This is a genomic window from Hoeflea sp. EC-HK425, from assembly GCF_902498795.1.
In the GTDB taxonomy this organism is placed as follows: Bacteria; Pseudomonadota; Alphaproteobacteria; order Rhizobiales; family Rhizobiaceae; genus Hoeflea; species Hoeflea alexandrii.
In genome coordinates, this window is record NZ_LR701572.1 from 1,946,137 (window position 1) to 1,963,021 (window position 16,885).

General features: G+C 57.6%; 14 protein-coding genes and 1 tRNA gene. 5 read left to right on the top strand and 10 right to left on the bottom strand.

Translation table 11 applies throughout. The features are described 5' to 3' along the window. Positions 1-440: 440 nt before the first annotated feature. From SPHINGO391_RS12170 to tuf, 5 genes are all read right to left on the bottom strand, one after another. Positions 441-908 (bottom strand): hypothetical protein, encoded by a 468-nt coding sequence (locus tag SPHINGO391_RS12170; RefSeq protein WP_152009080.1) that lies wholly within the window; start codon positions 906-908, stop codon positions 441-443. Between the two features lie 2,345 nt (positions 909-3,253). Continuing rightward, positions 3,254-3,329: transfer RNA gene (locus SPHINGO391_RS12180), tRNA-Trp, on the bottom strand. Between the two features lie 238 nt (positions 3,330-3,567). Continuing rightward, a complete protein-coding gene (locus SPHINGO391_RS12185) occupies positions 3,568-4,221 on the bottom strand; it encodes a CatB-related O-acetyltransferase (RefSeq protein WP_152009082.1) in 654 nt (217 codons plus the stop codon). A gap of 137 nt (positions 4,222-4,358) precedes the next feature. Continuing rightward, a complete protein-coding gene (locus SPHINGO391_RS12190; RefSeq protein WP_152009083.1) occupies positions 4,359-4,643 on the bottom strand; it encodes a hypothetical protein in 285 nt (94 codons plus the stop codon). A 298-nt stretch (positions 4,644-4,941) separates the two neighbouring features. Continuing rightward, entirely contained in the window at positions 4,942-6,117 is a 1,176-nt protein-coding gene (tuf, locus tag SPHINGO391_RS12195) for an elongation factor Tu (protein WP_152009084.1), read from the bottom strand. Positions 6,118-6,761: 644 nt separating this feature from the next. Here tuf and SPHINGO391_RS12200 point away from each other — a divergent pair. After that, the gene (locus SPHINGO391_RS12200; RefSeq protein ID WP_152009085.1) at positions 6,762-7,964 is read left to right on the top strand and encodes an aromatic ring-hydroxylating dioxygenase subunit alpha; all 1,203 of its coding nucleotides are present in this window, start codon (positions 6,762-6,764) and stop codon (positions 7,962-7,964) included. Between the two features lie 130 nt (positions 7,965-8,094). On the opposite strand, the gene SPHINGO391_RS12205 is transcribed toward SPHINGO391_RS12200, so the two are convergent. Further along, a complete protein-coding gene (locus tag SPHINGO391_RS12205) occupies positions 8,095-9,489 on the bottom strand; it encodes an aminotransferase (RefSeq protein WP_152009086.1) in 1,395 nt (464 codons plus the stop codon). Between the two features lie 282 nt (positions 9,490-9,771). Between SPHINGO391_RS12205 and SPHINGO391_RS12210 the strand changes: the two genes are divergently transcribed. The 4 genes from SPHINGO391_RS12210 (at position 9,772) to SPHINGO391_RS12225 (ending at position 13,057) form a co-directional block, all read left to right on the top strand. Further along, positions 9,772-10,638, top strand: a complete 867-nt coding sequence (locus SPHINGO391_RS12210; protein ID WP_244615412.1) for an ABC transporter permease — start codon at positions 9,772-9,774, stop codon at positions 10,636-10,638. Then, positions 10,635-11,441, top strand: a complete 807-nt coding sequence (locus SPHINGO391_RS12215; RefSeq protein WP_152009088.1) for an ABC transporter permease — start codon at positions 10,635-10,637, stop codon at positions 11,439-11,441. Before SPHINGO391_RS12210 ends, SPHINGO391_RS12215 begins: the two co-directional genes overlap by 4 nt. Before the next feature lie 64 nt (positions 11,442-11,505). Beyond that, positions 11,506-12,579, top strand: coding sequence for an ABC transporter ATP-binding protein (locus SPHINGO391_RS12220; RefSeq protein ID WP_152011536.1), 1,074 nt, complete (start codon positions 11,506-11,508; stop codon positions 12,577-12,579). Between the two features lie 214 nt (positions 12,580-12,793). Further along, the gene (locus SPHINGO391_RS12225) at positions 12,794-13,057 is read left to right on the top strand and encodes a hypothetical protein (protein ID WP_152009089.1); all 264 of its coding nucleotides are present in this window, start codon (positions 12,794-12,796) and stop codon (positions 13,055-13,057) included. A gap of 191 nt (positions 13,058-13,248) precedes the next feature. Here SPHINGO391_RS12225 and SPHINGO391_RS12230 read toward each other — a convergent pair whose 3' ends face one another. The 4 genes from SPHINGO391_RS12230 to SPHINGO391_RS12245 all read right to left on the bottom strand — a co-directional run bounded on the left by SPHINGO391_RS12230 (position 13,249) and on the right by SPHINGO391_RS12245 (position 16,786). Next, positions 13,249-14,334 (bottom strand): ABC transporter substrate-binding protein, encoded by a 1,086-nt coding sequence (locus SPHINGO391_RS12230; RefSeq protein WP_152009090.1) that lies wholly within the window; start codon positions 14,332-14,334, stop codon positions 13,249-13,251. A gap of 11 nt (positions 14,335-14,345) precedes the next feature. Further along, entirely contained in the window at positions 14,346-15,044 is a 699-nt protein-coding gene (locus SPHINGO391_RS12235; RefSeq protein WP_152009091.1) for a TetR family transcriptional regulator C-terminal domain-containing protein, read from the bottom strand. 31 nt (positions 15,045-15,075) lie between these two features. Continuing rightward, the gene (locus SPHINGO391_RS12240; RefSeq protein WP_152009092.1) at positions 15,076-15,906 is read right to left on the bottom strand and encodes a methyltransferase domain-containing protein; all 831 of its coding nucleotides are present in this window, start codon (positions 15,904-15,906) and stop codon (positions 15,076-15,078) included. 259 nt (positions 15,907-16,165) lie between these two features. After that, positions 16,166-16,786 carry a TetR family transcriptional regulator C-terminal domain-containing protein gene (locus SPHINGO391_RS12245; RefSeq protein WP_152009093.1) on the bottom strand — a complete coding sequence of 207 codons (621 nt, stop codon included), beginning with the start codon at positions 16,784-16,786 and terminating at the stop codon, positions 16,166-16,168. Positions 16,787-16,885 lie beyond the last annotated feature (99 nt).

Genomic DNA, 16,885 nt, shown 5'->3' on the forward strand with positions numbered 1-16,885 from the left:
CATCGAAATTTACTTGTCGAGTTCAAACCTATCAATGGCGGTCGTCGTACTACCGGCATTGGCAGGGGTATATCGACAACCTGATGGAGCCGAAAAGAAATCAGAGAAAGACGAATTGCGTTGATGTAGCGCTCGCGCTATCTAGAGTAGCCAATCAGAACTGGTCAGTCTTGAATCAGCGCATTTCGGTTGTTCGTTCCGAAGGCGACCAGTGTCCGCTTTCAGTCCTGACTGCCAATTCGAATCAAGATTGCTTCGGCCCTTGGCGGCCTTTCGAACTGGAATAACTATCCTATGTCACACGCCGAAAAGAGGTCGTTCATAGGTCGCGCCACAAATCGAAAATAAGTGCCGACTGAGGTCATAATTTTAAAATCGCCGCAAGTCGATCTTCGCACCAAGCTAGCATCGGGGAGCTGCTGGCTCCCCGATGCTATGGATCAATCCATTTCACGAGCCATTTCATCAGCTTTGGTTGCTAAGCCGATCACGTAATGCACTAAAGATGACTCGATCAGCGAAAGTGCGTATTCGCTATCAATGGGCAACATGTCGTCACGCAAGTGGTGATTATCGACGTACTCGGCTGCATTCCAGAGTTCAGCCGTCAGTAGTGGATTGCCAGGTTCAATTCGACGAACAACATCTTCGAATTTCGAGTTAGCGAATTCTATCGCTTCAGTTCGGTAGCCAGAATCGATTGGCAGACTTTTGATTGGGTATCCGCTTGTTGGCTTTTGCGCTGGTCTTGGTTTCTGATCTTCGTACTTACGGATCAGAATACTCCAACTTGCAAACCCTTCATCTCTGGCAATGCGGTCCAAAGCCTGATTATGGGGAATGCCAGTTTCGCGGCGAAGAAGCTTGGCCTTGCTTTTCAGTTCATTGATTGGGGCAGACAGGTCCATTTGAGGTTCTCCTATTGCGAACTATGAACACAATCCCCCCTTATGTGAGTGCTCGCACAGAAAAATCTCAAATTCATACCCTGCATGCTAAATGCTTTCCCATTGGGGGGAGGAGGCTCGGGCGGAAACCTTATTTGATTAGTAGAGAACGAAAACGACGGCTTCAAGTGCTTTCGGTCTAATTAGGCCTTCCGTATTGGCCGCTGACTTCTTTCGGTCTGAACTGAACTGTCTCGTTTGCCGGCCTTGCTCTGCCGCGCATTATGTCAATCGCCCGCGGCACTCAGGACACCCAGCGTCATGCATGTTTTAGGGAACACGCTTTCTCGCCTTAGGATCGGATTCATGACCAGATCACGGAGCGATTGAATATGTGACCGTCGCATTGCTTGTGGGATGGCTTCCCATCAGGGAGCTAACGGTCGACCTTTCCTCTAATTTGACTGATGAGTTTTGTTTATTCGGAATGTGGTACACAGTTCCACGCCCGATGATCAGTGACATCCCCAAGCAAAACGACTGCAAAACATGTAAAAACGTCCGCTACATCCCCCCAAATGCCGTCAGCCGCCATTCTGTTGTGATGTCCAACACGTGGTGCGGGCATAGCCGCTGCGAGGCGCTCCATGGATGGACTGCTGCGTTCCCTAGAGCAATCAAGGCAGTAAAGGTGCTCCGTAGAACCTTTATTGAGCGGATTCTGTAGGAGGTTGGGTAGGTCTAGCTTGCCTTAATGCACTGTGGCTTATGCATTCCGGATGCATCAAACAAGAGATACGCCGCACCCCTATGTAAGGGGCGCGGCGGCCAAGAACACGATTTTTATCTTTCTCTCCCACGGAGCCATTCCATAATCTGGTCCCGAGAATACGCTTTTCTCCCTGGAGAAATCGGGATGGGAGCAGGGAATTGATTCTTTTGCCGCAACCTCCAAATTGTGGTTCGAGAAAGTGTCGTTCGCATACTGACAACACTCGGTCGAACGAGCCAGGCATCTTCATCATCTCTAACCATGTATATTTTCCTCTTCAACTCTTTACTAAGAATGGCGTCAGACATACTGCCTTAACCGCCTTCGATTCGTGGCAGAAAATATTTGCGACAACAACATTACATGTAGCTATCATGCCTGTGTTTAAACGTATCCGTTACGGAGTCGTTACATGACAGCAGTTGTCCTTCACGGTCGCGCCGCCAAGACGGGTTTCGAGATCAGGCAAATGGGACCCCCTGAGCGGAGAGCGCCGCGCAACTTCGCGCAAGGCAGTGACTATATATGGACGCAGGAAGCTCTGTTCGATTTCAAACTCTATTCCGGTACCGAAGAGGCGCTCTGGCTTACGAAGTCCCACCTTGATGCCCAGACAAACGAAGAGTTGGGCGCACTTGCTAGCGCTTATGGACATGTGGTGTGCGGGAACAGATTTGATGGCGGAGAGTGTTCGTTGATTTCTGACTACCGTGATCGGGTCAGCGACTTACGGCGCTTGCACGACCTCCTGCGGGATGGACACTTTTCCGAAAGTGATCCGCCTCCGAGTGGGCTGGTCTACAGCCCGTTTGCGGTGGGATTCAGCTACTGGCTCGTTCCGTCTGAGGGCCCGCGGGGTTTTGCGCCTGTCCTTCTGACGCACAGCCTCTACTGCTTTATCTGCCATGAAATCATATCGCTCGCATTAGCGAATAGACCTCTTCTGGTTTGCAGAGCTTGCGGCAAATTTCAGCGACCGACGGCAAGGCGTGACAGCAAATTCTGCTCAGCCAAATGCAGGGTCGCGCACCATCGGGAGCGCGAAAAGGCGAAGATTTTGTCAAACAGGTGATCGTTGCGTCAATCTACGGTCGTCAAACCCGTGTAGCGCGCCGTGGGCGGCGGTGAAGCTGTCGCCGGCACACACACGCCACCTGGCGTCAATTGCTCTTGACGAAGCCGTGTGGGGGAAACGGGAGGGTCAAGCAGCTTTCAGACCTGACAGAGTTGGCACGATGATGTCCAAGACCAACAAACATTGCATTTTGAATGCATTCAACCTCCAAGACCCTCGCCCATTTTTCAGCTAGCCACACATTCTGTTGGCTCGCATCAACGCAGCCCAATGCTCTAGCGCCGATTTGGTACAGGCCAAGCTCTGCAGCCGAGTGACGGCCTCCCCAAGTGAAGACAAAATAGGATGGCCAACTCCGATCAAATTGGGACTTGGTCCGCCCGATTCCGTCGTTGTAGAAAACAGGTCTGACACAGGTCACATATCAACGACATCAGGCCATGCTGCCCAAATTCGCTGCTCAATTCGATGCCGTATGTCGACGGCATCGAAGTTTCTATTCTAAGTGCCTGGAAAACCTGGCAGGGGCAGCAGGACTCGAACCTGCGACCTACGGTTTTGGAGACCGTCGCTCTACCAACTGAGCTATACCCCTAGGCCGGTGGCGGACCTGATAGCGTCAAAAGCACAGGGAATGCAAGAAAGAAGTGACGGCAATCAGCGCGGCGTGTCACTTTTCTCCACAGTTGCCGATCTGGCATGGCAAACAGGCCCTCGGGCAACCGGAGAGCGGGTCGTTGACCCAACGCCGCCTGCCCCTCCCTGCCCTGTCAGGTGCGGCGTCCGGCATCACTTTCGCAGACCCGATCATTCGGGCCCGTCACGCCGGTCCGTCAGCCGGCACCGCGCTCGAGCGCCGCGATGTCTCCACCGGTGATCGCATCGACATTGCGTCCGATCCGTTCGAGATCCCAGTCCCACCAGGCGATGTCCAGCAGCCGTTCGACGATATCCTCCGGGTAACGACGCCTGATCACGCGACCGGGGTTGCCGCCGACAATCGCGTAATCGGGGACGTCGGCCGTGACCACCGCCCGTGCGGCGATGATCGCGCCATGGCCGATGCGCACTCCGGGCATGATCAATGATTCGAAGCCGAACCAGACGTCGTTGCCGACAACGGTATCGCGCCGGTTGCCGATCTGGGCGGCATAGCCGCCGATCAGATCCGGATTGAACACCGCGAAGGGATAGGTGGAGAAACCGTCCATCGCGTGATTGGCGGAACTGGTGATGAAGCGAACCCCATGGGCGATCTGACAGAACCTGCCGATGGCGAGCTGTTCTGGTGCGCCGGGATACAGATAGGGCGCAAGCGCTGCAGCGTAATCGCCGGGCGCATCGAAACCGGAGTAATAACTGTGGTCACCAATGGTGATGTTGGGATGATCGATCACCTGATTGAGGTGAACTGTGCCGGTGTGGGGACTGCCATCGGGCAAAATGATGGGATGACGCGCGCTCGCGTCGAGAAAGGGACGGGGCATGGATCTGCTCTTTCGATCTGAACTGGGATATTCCGGATTTTCAGAACAGGGTCTTGTTCACCGCCGCCTCCATGGCTTTTTGATGCCGCGCCCATTCACGGCTCAGATCGCCTGTTTAGCGGCGGCAGCGCTGCACTTCAACCCGGCACTTCGGACTTGTTACCAAGGGCACAGTCCCGGTTGAGGCCGGTTCCGGGCGCATTTTCAAAAGTGCACCTGAGCGTCGGCGGGTTGCCGCACTGGCGCTCGAGCGCCTTGAAGCCCGCACACTTTCCGGTCGCATTGATCCTGTAGCCGGGTCCCCCCTTGCAACCGCAGCCCTTGCAGGGCAGACGCTCCGGGCAGCGGGCATGGCTCTGCTCGACAGGTACAGCCATAAAAGCCAGCGCCAGAATGACTACGCCGCATTTGCCCCAATGCATGCCGAACGCCCCTGCCCCTTGACCAGCCCCCTCGATCAACCGCGAGTATGCAGAACAATCAAACTCGCGCCAACCCAGTCGGATTGCCCTTGCGGTCCAACCTTCACAGGTATCTGCAAGCCACGACGCGGGCCTGATAGCCCGCGCTGGTGTTTTCATGTAAGCCGCCGGCGGCTTCTGCCCTGGCGGCATCAGATCGATCCTGCTGCAGAGCAAAACAAAACGCGCCTTGCGGCGCGTTTTGCATTCTCATTCAATGTCGTCGGCAAGCTTGCGCCACCGACGAGACGATCATCGATTACTCGATGATCGTTGCGACGATGCCGGCGCCGACGGTGCGGCCGCCTTCGCGGATGGCGAAGCGCAGCTTCTCTTCCATCGCGATCGGCACGATCAGCGAAACTTCAGCCGAGATGTTGTCGCCCGGCATCACCATTTCAGTGCCTTCCGGCAGCGTCACGATGCCCGTCACGTCGGTCGTGCGGAAGTAGAACTGCGGACGGTAGTTGGTGAAGAACGGCGTGTGACGGCCACCCTCTTCCTTGGTCAGGATGTAGGCTTCCGCGGTGAACTTGGTGTGCGGCTTGACCGAACCGGGCTTGCACAGAACCTGACCACGCTCGACGTCCTCACGGCCAACGCCACGAAGCAGTGCGCCGATGTTGTCGCCGGCCTGGCCCTGGTCGAGCAGCTTGCGGAACATTTCAACGCCGGTGCAGGTCGTCTTCTGGGTGTCGCGGATACCGACAATCTCGATTTCCTCGCCAACCTTGACAACGCCACGCTCGACACGGCCGGTCACAACGGTGCCGCGGCCCGAGATCGAGAACACGTCTTCGATCGGCATCAGGAACGGCTGGTCGATCGGACGCTCAGGGGTCGGGATGTAGTCGTCAACGGTCTTCATCAGAGCGCGGATCGCGTCTTCGCCCTGGGCCTTGTCGCCATCGTTGAGCGCCACAAGCGCCGAGCCCTTGGTGATCGGAATATCGTCGCCCGGGAAGTCGTAGGACGAAAGCAGCTCGCGCACTTCCATCTCGACGAGCTCGAGCAGCTCCTCGTCGTCGACCTGGTCGACCTTGTTGAGGAACACGACCAGCGAAGGAACGCCAACCTGACGGGCAAGCAGGATGTGCTCGCGGGTCTGCGGCATCGGGCCATCGGCAGCCGAAACCACCAGGATCGCGCCGTCCATCTGCGCCGCACCGGTGATCATGTTCTTCACATAGTCGGCGTGGCCGGGGCAGTCGACGTGGGCGTAGTGACGCGCTTCGGTCTCATACTCGACGTGAGCCGTCGAGATGGTGATGCCGCGGGCCTTTTCTTCCGGCGCTGCGTCGATCTGATCGTAGGCCTTGAAGTCACCGAAATACTTGGTGATCGCAGCCGTCAGCGATGTCTTGCCGTGGTCAACGTGACCAATCGTGCCGATGTTTACGTGCGGCTTGTTGCGCTCGAACTTACCCTTTGCCATAGTCCTGTATCCTGTAATTCTGTTGGCAGACTGTGGATCCGGAGGCGTTAGACCCTGATCCCGCGAGAAGTCAACGCGACATAAGGCTTTCGCTCTTGTTTCGCAAGTAAAAATCTCGGCTCCCGGAAAGCCGCCGATCCGTGGCATTCTGCCCCATCGGCATTCCGCCGAGACCGTTGCGAGGGCTCGATCGCGGCCACCGGAACTCTTGATTTCGACTACGGGAACACCGGAGCGGATAGCGGGAAACGAACCCGCGTACTCAGCTTGGCAAAGGAAGGTGATTCTACACCCCGAATAGGCAAAGGCTGCCGATCTGGGAGCCAGGAGCCAGGGTACAGGAGACAATAGCCAGGACGTCGTAGCGGTTGATGATCTCAATCAGGGAAAGTCCATTGGCACCTCTACACTGATCTCGCACACGCCGAAGCGCCATCGGCTCTATAGCCAAGACCGGCCGTCTCTCCCGGGTGCTGGTCCGGGTGGTTCGGAACGGACCTGTGACGGTTGCTTCGGATTGCTCCTTCCATTTTCGGGATCGCCAGAAAACCCGGACGGCAACCGCCGCCTGAGGCGGTTTGACTTGACCTCGCGACGCCATCGACCTATTTTCTGAGTGTTCACTCAAATTAATCAGGTGCCATATGAACCGCCCCGTTTCCAGCCGAGATATCTCCATCCCCGAGACTTGGGATCGTTGCGGCCTTCCAGGCTGGACCTACCACAGCAAGGCGTTCCTTGAGCTCGAGAAGCAGGAATTGTTTCGCAGGCACTGGCAGATTGCCTGCCATGTGTCAGATCTCCCGGACCCTGGAAACTACATCGCCTTTGACATGTGCGGTGAACGAGCGCTCGTGCTACGCGGGGCTGATGGCGAGGTACGTGCCTTTCACAACATGTGCCGGCACCGCGGCGCCCGGGTGGTGGCCGATGAGAAAGGTGCCTGCAAAGGCGCGCTGGTCTGCCCTTTCCATGGCTGGGTCTACAATCTTGATGGCTCCCTGAGAGGAGCTGCGCGGCCGAAATCCTTCCCGGAACTGGACAAGGTTGAATTCGGGCTGCAGCCGCTTGAAGCCGAAATATGGAACGGGTTTGTCTTTGTCCGCTTTGAGCCGGGTTCGCAGGCCTCGGTGGCCGAGCTGTTCGCACCGTTCGCCGATGAGACTGTCCACTTCGATATGAGCAGCCTGGTTCCCGCAGGAGAGATCTGGACGATGGTGTCCAAGGTCAACTGGAAATCGGTACGCGACGTCGACAATGAAGGCTATCACGTGGCGCTGGCCCATCCCGCGCTTCAGGATCTGTACGGCCGGTCCTATTTCGATGAGCCCTTTGTCGGGGGCATGTCGAGATCCTATGCCGAGTGCAACGAAAACGGCCGGCGCTGGAGCGTTCGCAATTACCTCAAGCTCATGCAGCCGCGCCCGAACATGCCCGAGCACCTCAAGCGCGCCTGGGTCTATTACGGCTTGTTCCCGAATGCGGTGATTGCGGTCACACCCGAACTCGTCCAGTTTTATCAGGAGTTTCCGTTGTCGACGGGAGAGACGCTTCTGCGTGGCTCGATCTACCGCTACCGGGATGAGACCCGGCAGCAGACGCTCGCCCGAAAGCTCGCCATCCGTATCGACAATGAAACAATGGGCGAGGATGTACGGCTGACCGAATGGTCAAACGAGGCCATGAACTCGAGCGCCTTCAAGGGCTTCTATCTCTCCGATCTGGAGTACGGCGTACGCAGCCATCATGATCATCTGCGTGCGGTGCTGCCGGTCAGCAAACTTGACGAACGGCCGTCTGAAGACGATGTCGCCCGACTGAATGAAGAGATGGCCACGGGCACCTGATCCAGCTCACACCTTCTGTTTCCAGTCAGCGCAACGTCGCGACCGGGCGCAACCATCAATGCGACCGGCGCGCGCAAGCAATCCATGCAAGCGGACTGACAGACGCCGGCTCAGGAGCGCGCCCGACGTCTCAGCCGTTCCAGATGCCTTCGTGGCGCAAGTCGCGCATGGTCCGTGAAATCCCTTCATGGAGAATATCGGCCATGCTGTCGATCTGATCGCGGGTGATCACCAGCGGCGGGGACATCACGCACATGTGCACCAGCGGCCGCACCAGCAGGCCCAGTTCCTGGCAATGGCGGTCGATCCGGACACCGACTTCCGTGTCCAGCCGGATAGGATTATGGCTTTCCCGGTCCGCGACGCATTCGACGCAGGCCATCAGTCCCATTCCGCGAACTTCGCCGACCAGTTCGAGCTCTTCCAGCGCCTTCATCCTCTCATGAAAATAGGGCGTGATCCCGCGTGTGTACTCAAGCAACTCGTCTTCGAGAATGTCGAGGTTCTTCAGGGCCACAGCGCATCCGATCGGATGACTGGAATAGGTGAGGCCATGAGCATACATCGCTTCGGGATGATTGGAGGCGCGGAGCCCTTCAAGCAGGCGGTCCGAAACCACCATCCCACCGAGAGGAAAGTACCCCGACGTCACACCCTTGGCAAAGGTGATGATATCGGGAACCACGTCGAAGCAGGTTTCGGAGGCGAACACGTGGCCAAGCCGTCCGAAGGCAGTCACAACCTCATCGGCGATGAACAGAATGTCGTGCTTCGTGCAGATCTCGCGAATTGCCTTGAAATATCCATCCGGCGGAACGATCACGCCGCCCGAGGCCATGATCGGCTCACCGACAAAGGCTGCGATGTTTTCGGCGCCGTGTTCGTCCACCGCAGCAGCAAATTCCCTGACCAGTTGATCCCTGAAATCCTCGATGCTCATTCCATCGGGACGACGGAACGGATCGGGGCAAGACAGGCGAATGGTGAGTTCATCGGCAAAGTCCATCCAGTTCCTCGACCGTTGGCTGCCGTTCAGGGTCGCAGACAGGTAGGTGCTGCCGTGGTATCCGCCATCACGGCAGATGATCTTCTTCTTGCCTTCCAGACCGCGGACATTGTTGTAGAATTGCGCAAACCGCAGAGCGCTCTCCACCGCCGTCGATCCGCCTGTCGTGAAAAACACATGGTTGAGGTCGCCGGGCGCATGACCGGCAATGCGCCGGGCCAGTTCCGCCGACGGCTCGTTGGAGGTGTACCAGGGTGAGTTGTAGGACAACTCCATCGCCTGCTCCTTGAGCACGTCAGCCAGCGCCTCATTGCGATGCCCGACATTGGTGCACCACATCCCCGCCGGACCATCGATGAGTTTGCGCCCCCTGTCGTCATGGACATAAACCCCCTCGCCCGAGCCAAGCATGCCGCGAGCTTCTGCGCCAACAGAGCCCGCCGAGGGCCATGGCTGGATCAGGTGATCGGCGGCATCCTGAGTGGCCTTTTCAAACATCCTGTTGTGCGTTTCGGGCATGATGCGGACTTTCCGGAGGATTTGTCGGGCGCCAGACTTTTCAACAGCCCGCTGCGCCAGATGGAGCTGTTATTGAATGGCTGTTCAATCAATTTGGCAGAAAAACGGCTTGCATTCAACTGCCTTTTGACTTCCTATTGAAGGGTGCCGATGCGGTCGTTCCGATCGCAACAGGACCCCGAATGCGGGATCGTTACGACCGGAATTCCCGGCCAAATCGAGGAACTGAATTTGGATCCGTCTGCCCCCATCCTGCCAGTCCAGCGCACCGGTCGAGAATCGATCTCCCGGTTCCTCCGCTCGGAAACAGGCAAGGGCTGGCTGACGATCTCCCCGCCTTTGCTTTACGCCATGCTGCTGCTGATCGGCCCGATCATCGTCATTGTCGCAAACAGCTTCTGGTCGCAGGATTACCTAACCATCGACCGTACGTTCACGCTCGAAAACTACAAGGCGGCGCTGACCGAACCGATCTATCGCGACCTTCTGATGCGTTCCTTGTTCATCTCGGTGACAGTCGCCTTCGTCACCGTCGTGCTGGCCTATCCGATCGCCTGGTTCGTTTCCTTTTATGGCGGTCGCTACAAGGGGCTCTGGCTGTTCATCATCACCGTACCGTTCTGGTCCGGTTATCTGTTGCGGATCCTGTCCTGGAAGGTGATCCTCGGCTACAAGGGCGTGCTCAACACCGGCCTTATGCATCTCGGCGTGATCACCGAGCCGTTGAGTTCGCTGATCTACAATGTCAACGCGGTGATCATCACGCTTGCGCACAGCTGGGCCGCGTTTGCGATCCTGCCGCTGTTCGTCTCGCTCGAGAAGCTTGATCGGTCTCTGCTGGAGGCCGCAGCCGATCTGGGCGACGGGCCTATCCGAAGATTTCTTCGCATAACGCTGCCATTGACCATGCCAGGCATCATCGCGGCGCTGATGATCGTGATGATCCCGACGGTCGGCGACTATGTCACGCCGAAACTTGTGGGCGGCAAGGACGGCGTCATGATCGCCAACGCCATTCAGGTCCAGTTCGGCAGGGCCTCGAATTGGCCGCTCGGCGCGGCTCTGGCCGTGAGCACCATGATCATCGTTTCGCTGGTTGCAGGCACAATCGTGCTGGCGCTTGCCGGCCTGAAGAGGCTGCTCAAATGAGGTTCCTTCCCTCGCCCAGGCGGCTGCTCGCGATCTATGTGATACTCTACGTGGCGATCCTGTATTTTCCGGTGCTGCTGCTTCCGGTCTTCTCTTTCAATGATTCCGCGACGCCGAAGCTTCCGCTGGTCGGGTTCACCTTCAGATGGTACGAATCCCTGGCAGGAAATGCTGCCATGCAGGGTGCAGCCTGGAACTCGCTGATCGTCGGGGTGAGCGCGGCGGTCTTGAGCACTGTTCTGGGAATCTGCGCCGCGCGCGCCATCACTCGGCATCGATTCCGCGGAAAGGGCCCGGCCAGCGCCCTTATCATGGCGCCCCTGATCCTGCCCGAGATCATCATCGCCATATCACTCTTGGTGGTCCTGCTCGGCCTCGGGCTGCAACTGTCGCTCGTCACTGTGATCCTGGGGCATCTGCTCATCTGCCTCCCCTATTCGGTCACGGTCTTGGTTTCGGGATTTGAGGGATTTGATCCCAGCATGGAGGAGGCCTCGCGCGATCTGGGAGAAACATCCTTCGGCACGCTCAGGCGGGTAACACTGCCGATGCTTGCGCCGTCGATCGTCTCAAGTCTGCTGGTCACCTTCACCATATCGCTCGACGAGTTCATCCTCGCATTTTTCCTGAGCGGCACCGAGCCGACCCTGCCAGTTTACATCTGGGGTCAGTTGAGGTTTGCCGCCAAGCTTCCGAACGTGCTGGCGCTCGGCTCCATTCTCATCGCCGCGTCGCTTGTGCTGCTTACGGCGGCAGAAATCTTCCGGCGCCAGGCGGAACGCAAGATGGAGCTGCGCCCATGACGGACCATGCGACACAACCCGAGACACAAACCAGCCAGGCCCCAACGCCATGACCACCTCCCCGATGATCGAGATCCGAAATGTCGACAAGAACTTCGGCACCTTCCGAGCGCTCGACACGCTGAATGCAACAATTGGCGAAGGCGAGTTTTTCTCGCTTCTCGGGCCCTCCGGTTGCGGCAAGACCACATTGCTGCGGATGATCGGTGGATTCGACGACCCATCCTCGGGAGAAATCCTGATCGGCGGCAGATCCATGGCGGGGATTCCGCCGAACCTCAGACCCACCAACATGGTGTTTCAGAGTTACGCAATTTTTCCCCATCTCAATGTTGCAGAGAACATCGCCTATGGCCTCAAGCGGCTCAGGCTGGGGCGCGCGGAAGAAGAGAAGCGCGTCAAGGAAGCCCTCGACCAGGTCGAACTGTCGGAGCTTGGTCCGAGAATGGGCAATCAGCTCTCCGGTGGACAGCGGCAGCGGGTGGCCCTTGCCCGGGCGCTTGTGATGCGCCCGAAGGTCCTGCTTCTGGATGAACCGCTTTCGGCACTCGACAAGAACCTGCGCGAACAGATGCAGGTGGAACTCAGGCATCTGCAACGCCAGATCGGCATCACATTCGTGCTGGTCACGCATGACCAGTATGAAGCACTGAGCATGTCGGACAGGATCGCGGTGATGTTCGGAGGTCAGATTGCCCAGATCGCCGAACCCAAGGAGATCTACCAGAACCCCGCCACAAGGCAGGTCGCCGACTTCCTCGGCGGCATGAATTTCCTGACCTCGTCCCACCTTTCGGTCAACGGCAAGAACTTTGCCGCGACGCTGCCCGGCATCGGTGACATTACCGGACATCTCGCAGGCAAGACAATCTCTGACCCCGCGAAGGCGATCATCGGGATCCGTCCGGAGCGCCTGCGGATTGTCTGGGAAGGCGAAACCGCCGATCCCATCGTCACCGGCAAGGTCGCCGACCGCAATTACTTTGGAGAGGTAACTTCGCTCGCGGTGAACATAGAGGGACAGAACCAGCACCTGTCGATTGTCGAGACCAATGATTTCGGCGCTGACGATATCCCGGTCGGTTCGGACATCCGGATCACTTACGACCGGGACGCGTTCATCGTCATGCTGGGCTGAACAGGGTTCACGCCCCACTGGCGAATCCTGTCTTACAGTTTCCTACGGAGCGTGGAAAACGCCGCAGCGGACTGCCAATCCCGTAGCGGGCCGTACGAAGCTCGAAGTACTCACGAGTTTCCAGCCCTTCTTTTCGAGGTCATGCTTCGTGGCCCCGAACCGACTACCCCAAACCCACTGCCACCTTTTGCGCTTCGGATTTGGCGAGAACGTCATGTTAATCAACATGCTCGCGCGGACTGAACTGCTCTTGGAATCGCCTTTGCATTTGATACTGACGGGCATCAACTGTTTCTGGTTCATTGAACGCGAAACCTTGTCTATGGTCGTCGGCGTTACCCATCCGGTACTTTCCGCCAATGCGTTCGTAGACAGCATTGCTATGCTGAGAATTGCTGCAAACATTGCAGGTTTGGATAAGGTTACAACATTCACGAGTGTAAACGGGCCAACCATAAAGTATCCCTCTGGTGTCTGATGACATCAAGATACAATCATACACCTTTTAAGTGCAACACCTAACACAGAAGGCTCAAGCGCCAACGCACCCCTAGCTGAGGGCGCAAATTGTCTGATCGGAAATCACGATTTAGCAGCTTCGATTCTTATCTGAATTGTCGAAGATATTGGCGTCGTGCATAAATATTTATTTAGCACGACGCCGAAGAATCAATACCCGGCTTTGATCTTCTCGAATTCAGCGATCATTTTCTGCTTCAGTTCCACCGGGACCGGAGACTGGAAAAGCGTCTTGTCGACGAACGAGTCCACGTCATCGTACCCAGCGCCCTTGAGTGTTTCGGCGTCAATGGCTGCCATGCCTTTGGCGTTGCCGTGGCCATAGCCCCATTCGGTGACGATGTAGGAGGAAACCTCCGGAGCAAGGGTGGCATTGAGGTAGTCATAGGCCTTGTCCTCACTGCCTTCGCTGCCTTCCAGCAGCACGTAGCCACAAACCCATGTCGACAGCCCCTCGTCGGTGTCCTTCTTGATTGCCACCGGCACTTCATCGGCCTGGAGGGTGGTCGCGGTTTCGTTCCACGCCCAGGCCAGATCCACCTCCTCGCCGGCCATGGCCTGGCTCAGCTCGGTGTTGTCGGTCCAGTAGATACGGACATTCTGGTGCACTTCTCGCAGGAACGCCGAGGCCTTCTCGAATTGCTCATCGGTCATGCCAGACCAGTCGGTCACGCCGATTGCGAGAGACGCCAGCGCATAGGCATCATCAACATTGTCGGGGATCGAGACGCGGTCCTTGAACTTGGGATCCGCAAAGGCCTTGAGCGACTGGATCTCGGATTCGTTCACCTTGTCGGTCCGGTAGGTGACGGCGGTGTTGCCCCATTCGAATGGCACAAGCCAGGCCCTGCCGTCCTCAGTTGTCATAAGATCCTGCATGGTCTTGAAGCCGGGCAGGATGTTGTCCCACTCGGGAATGCGCGAGGTATCGAGAGGCTTGAGCATGCCGGCGTCCCGCCATTTCGTGACGTTCTGCGAGCAGGGATGAGCCACATCGGCCTTGAAACCGGTGCGAAGTTTCTGAAATGCTTCATCCTCGTCGCCGAAGAACGCGAAGGTCGGCGACGTTCCGTGCTTTTCCGCATAGGCGGGATGGAACGCCGGATCCTCATAGCCGGCCCAGTCGAAGACCGTGAGCTCACCATCTGCCGCGGATGCGACCATGGGAGCGGCGCCGAGCGAAAGCGCGGCAGCGAAACTGAAAACCAACCCTCTGGATGTTGTTCTAGTTGTCATTCCTATCTCCTTCATTCGTCTTCTGCGTGGACAATCAACGGTGTTCCGTCATCTGCGAAGTGCCTGGGAAATATCGTGCAAAGCATATCAAGAACGACCTTCAGCGCGGTTTCGCGCTTGTAGTCCTTGCCAAAGAGCATCATTCGCAACCACAGGCCCTCCTGCATTGCGTAAATCGCATCACCGGTGCTCTGTGAATCGTAGAGATAGCCCGCCTCCTGTTTTGCCCTGCGGCAGATCGTGGTCAGGGTGGTGCGGTACTTGTCATCCCGCTCCCAGGCGAGCTTCTGATAGTTCGGCCGGGACTTGGCCTCGGTGATCAGTGCGAACCAAGCCGCAAGTTTGCGATGCGTGCAGATCTTGCGGTCAAGATCGGCCGTCACCAGTGCAAGCAGCTGCGAGGCGGTGTCACTCTTGGCCTTGCTCACCATGGCCATCCAGTTGGCCGTGTACTCGTCCTGCAAGTGCCTAATGGTTTCGCTCAGCAGATTGTCCTTGCTGGTGAAATGGAAATTCACGATGCCGCGTGACAAGCCGGCCCCGTCGGCCACATCCGCCAGTGTCGTGGCCGCATAGCCCCGCTTTGCCAGCGAATCTATCGTGGCATTGATGAGTTGCTCGCGACGCAAAGCCTTGGGCTCACGCCGCCTTGATGCTTCCGCAGCCTGTGTATGCGGAGCCGGGTTTTCTCTCTTGTCTGACTGGCTCAATTTGATTCTCCCTGATCGCAAGAGCGTCAGTCTAAGGTTTCATACCGAAAACATGAGTGGGACAATGCTCGCCGCTATCGAGCACGACCTGCATCGCGCTCCATGTCGTGATGTTCTTGTCGACATAGTCCGAGCCGACTGCTTCTGCGACCGGCTGGTACAGGGGTCCCTTGAGCCGCTCGAGCTCGAGCTGCGCGACGCCGCGGTACCAGGCATTGCGGTTGACTGTCCGCACATTGACGAAACCCGCCTGCTTCATCGCGCCCTCATAGCGAGACGCCGACGCCATGCCGAAGCTCAGCCCCTCGGCTTCCAGATAGACTCGCATCGCCTCGGACGGTTCTCCGTCATGTGACGTGAGCCAGTCGCTCGCGGCAAACAGCCCGGCAGGCCTGAGCACACGATGAATGTCCGCAAACAGCGCTTCCTTGTCGGCCACGTGTACGAGCGCATCCTTGGAGAACACGATGTCGAAGCTCTCGGCAGGAAACGGCAAGGGTCCGGGGGCGCCGCGTACGAAGCGCGCCCGATCTGCAAGTCCCTGCTGCGCGGCACGTTCCGTCGCCAGGTCGACGACCGGCTGCTCGACGTCAAAGCCGACTATCTCGGCAAGCTCGTATTCGCGGGCCAGGAACAGAGTGATCCCCCCCGACCCGCAGCCGAGATCGAGCACCCGCTTGCCGCTGAAGTCCAGATCCGCCACCACTCGGCGAACCTCGTCGGGCCCGCCTGGCGACAGAAAACCCTCGCCCCACAGCGCCTCAAGAAAGCGTATCGCGGTGTCGTCATACTCCGGCGCGACCTCATCCTGAGGATGTGCGGAATGCGCCGTTGCTGTCGAATCGGGATTGCCATCCGTCATTATGGATCGTGTTCCTCACTCGTTCGCGATTGCCGAATTATTGGCGGAATGATCCGACAATGCAACAAATTTGTTGAACGTTCATTCAATAACGGGGAACAGCGTCATCATCTACGATCGGTTTTCGCAAACGTCGGAGGAGGCTTGCGGCGACAGACGGCGGGCTCGACATCCCCTCTCACCAAGATATTGATCACCCTCCGCGCGCATGCAGGAACGCGGAGAACCGACATGGCCCTGGAAGCGATGACCGACCGGTTCAGAACCGATGCGCGTGTTGCGGAACAAGTAGACGCAGGTGTGACTTTGCTGATTCCAGCGCCTCTATCCTGGTGATCGGCTGGCTCTGCATGTGCATCTGAAGCCAGAGTCCGTCGGTGAAGGCATCGATTGAATTGGTCAGCAACACCGGGTCTGGGCCGCCACCGGTCTCAACAAGCTCCCGGCAGCTTTCCAGCATTGCCTGATGGCGCTCTTTCTCGGCCTCGACGCAGATCTTGTTGTAGAGCGGCTTGGCGCCGGCCTCGCCCCAGAACGAAAACCAAAGGGCCAGCATTTTCTGGCTGCAGATCTCCGGGCTCAGGTCAACCCGGATGAGGCCGAGGATCCGTTCAAGCGGATCGTCGGCTGACATCGCATCGTGCCAGGCATGACCATACTCCTGCAGAAGCCTCGACAGCGTCTCGGCCAGCAGACCGTCCTTGTTTTTGAAATGGAAGACCAACACACCCTGCGAGACGTCCGCTGCGGCCGAAACATTGGCAAAGGTCGTTCCGCTGATCCCATGGCGGGCGATTACTTCGACCACGGCTTCGATAACCCGAGCCTGCGTGCGACTGCTGGTCGGTGAGACTTTCCGGACATCTTTCTGAGGCGTCATACGCGTTGTCTATCCCACCATCCGAAAAGATGACAGAACATTTTTTTGACTGAACGCTCAGTTTATTCTAGCTTCGGTTTTTTTGTAACTGGAGCAGGC

Bases quoted from the DNA above. Each gene is read 5' to 3' on its own strand.
- SPHINGO391_RS12170 (WP_152009080.1), bottom strand. From the start codon at position 908: ATGGACCTGTCTGCCCCAATCAATGAACTGAAAAGCAAGGCCAAGCTT.
- SPHINGO391_RS12185 (WP_152009082.1), bottom strand. From the start codon at position 4,221: ATGCCCCGTCCCTTTCTCGACGCGAGCGCGCGTCATCCCATCATTTTG.
- SPHINGO391_RS12190 (WP_152009083.1), bottom strand. From the start codon at position 4,643: ATGCATTGGGGCAAATGCGGCGTAGTCATTCTGGCGCTGGCTTTTATG.
- tuf (WP_152009084.1), bottom strand. From the start codon at position 6,117: ATGGCAAAGGGTAAGTTCGAGCGCAACAAGCCGCACGTAAACATCGGC.
- SPHINGO391_RS12200 (WP_152009085.1), top strand. From the start codon at position 6,762: ATGAACCGCCCCGTTTCCAGCCGAGATATCTCCATCCCCGAGACTTGG.
- SPHINGO391_RS12205 (WP_152009086.1), bottom strand. From the start codon at position 9,489: ATGCCCGAAACGCACAACAGGATGTTTGAAAAGGCCACTCAGGATGCC.
- SPHINGO391_RS12215 (WP_152009088.1), top strand. From the start codon at position 10,635: ATGAGGTTCCTTCCCTCGCCCAGGCGGCTGCTCGCGATCTATGTGATA.
- SPHINGO391_RS12220 (WP_152011536.1), top strand. From the start codon at position 11,506: ATGATCGAGATCCGAAATGTCGACAAGAACTTCGGCACCTTCCGAGCG.
- SPHINGO391_RS12225 (WP_152009089.1), top strand. From the start codon at position 12,794: ATGTTAATCAACATGCTCGCGCGGACTGAACTGCTCTTGGAATCGCCT.
- SPHINGO391_RS12230 (WP_152009090.1), bottom strand. From the start codon at position 14,334: ATGACAACTAGAACAACATCCAGAGGGTTGGTTTTCAGTTTCGCTGCC.
- SPHINGO391_RS12240 (WP_152009092.1), bottom strand. From the start codon at position 15,906: ATGACGGATGGCAATCCCGATTCGACAGCAACGGCGCATTCCGCACAT.
- SPHINGO391_RS12245 (WP_152009093.1), bottom strand. From the start codon at position 16,786: ATGACGCCTCAGAAAGATGTCCGGAAAGTCTCACCGACCAGCAGTCGC.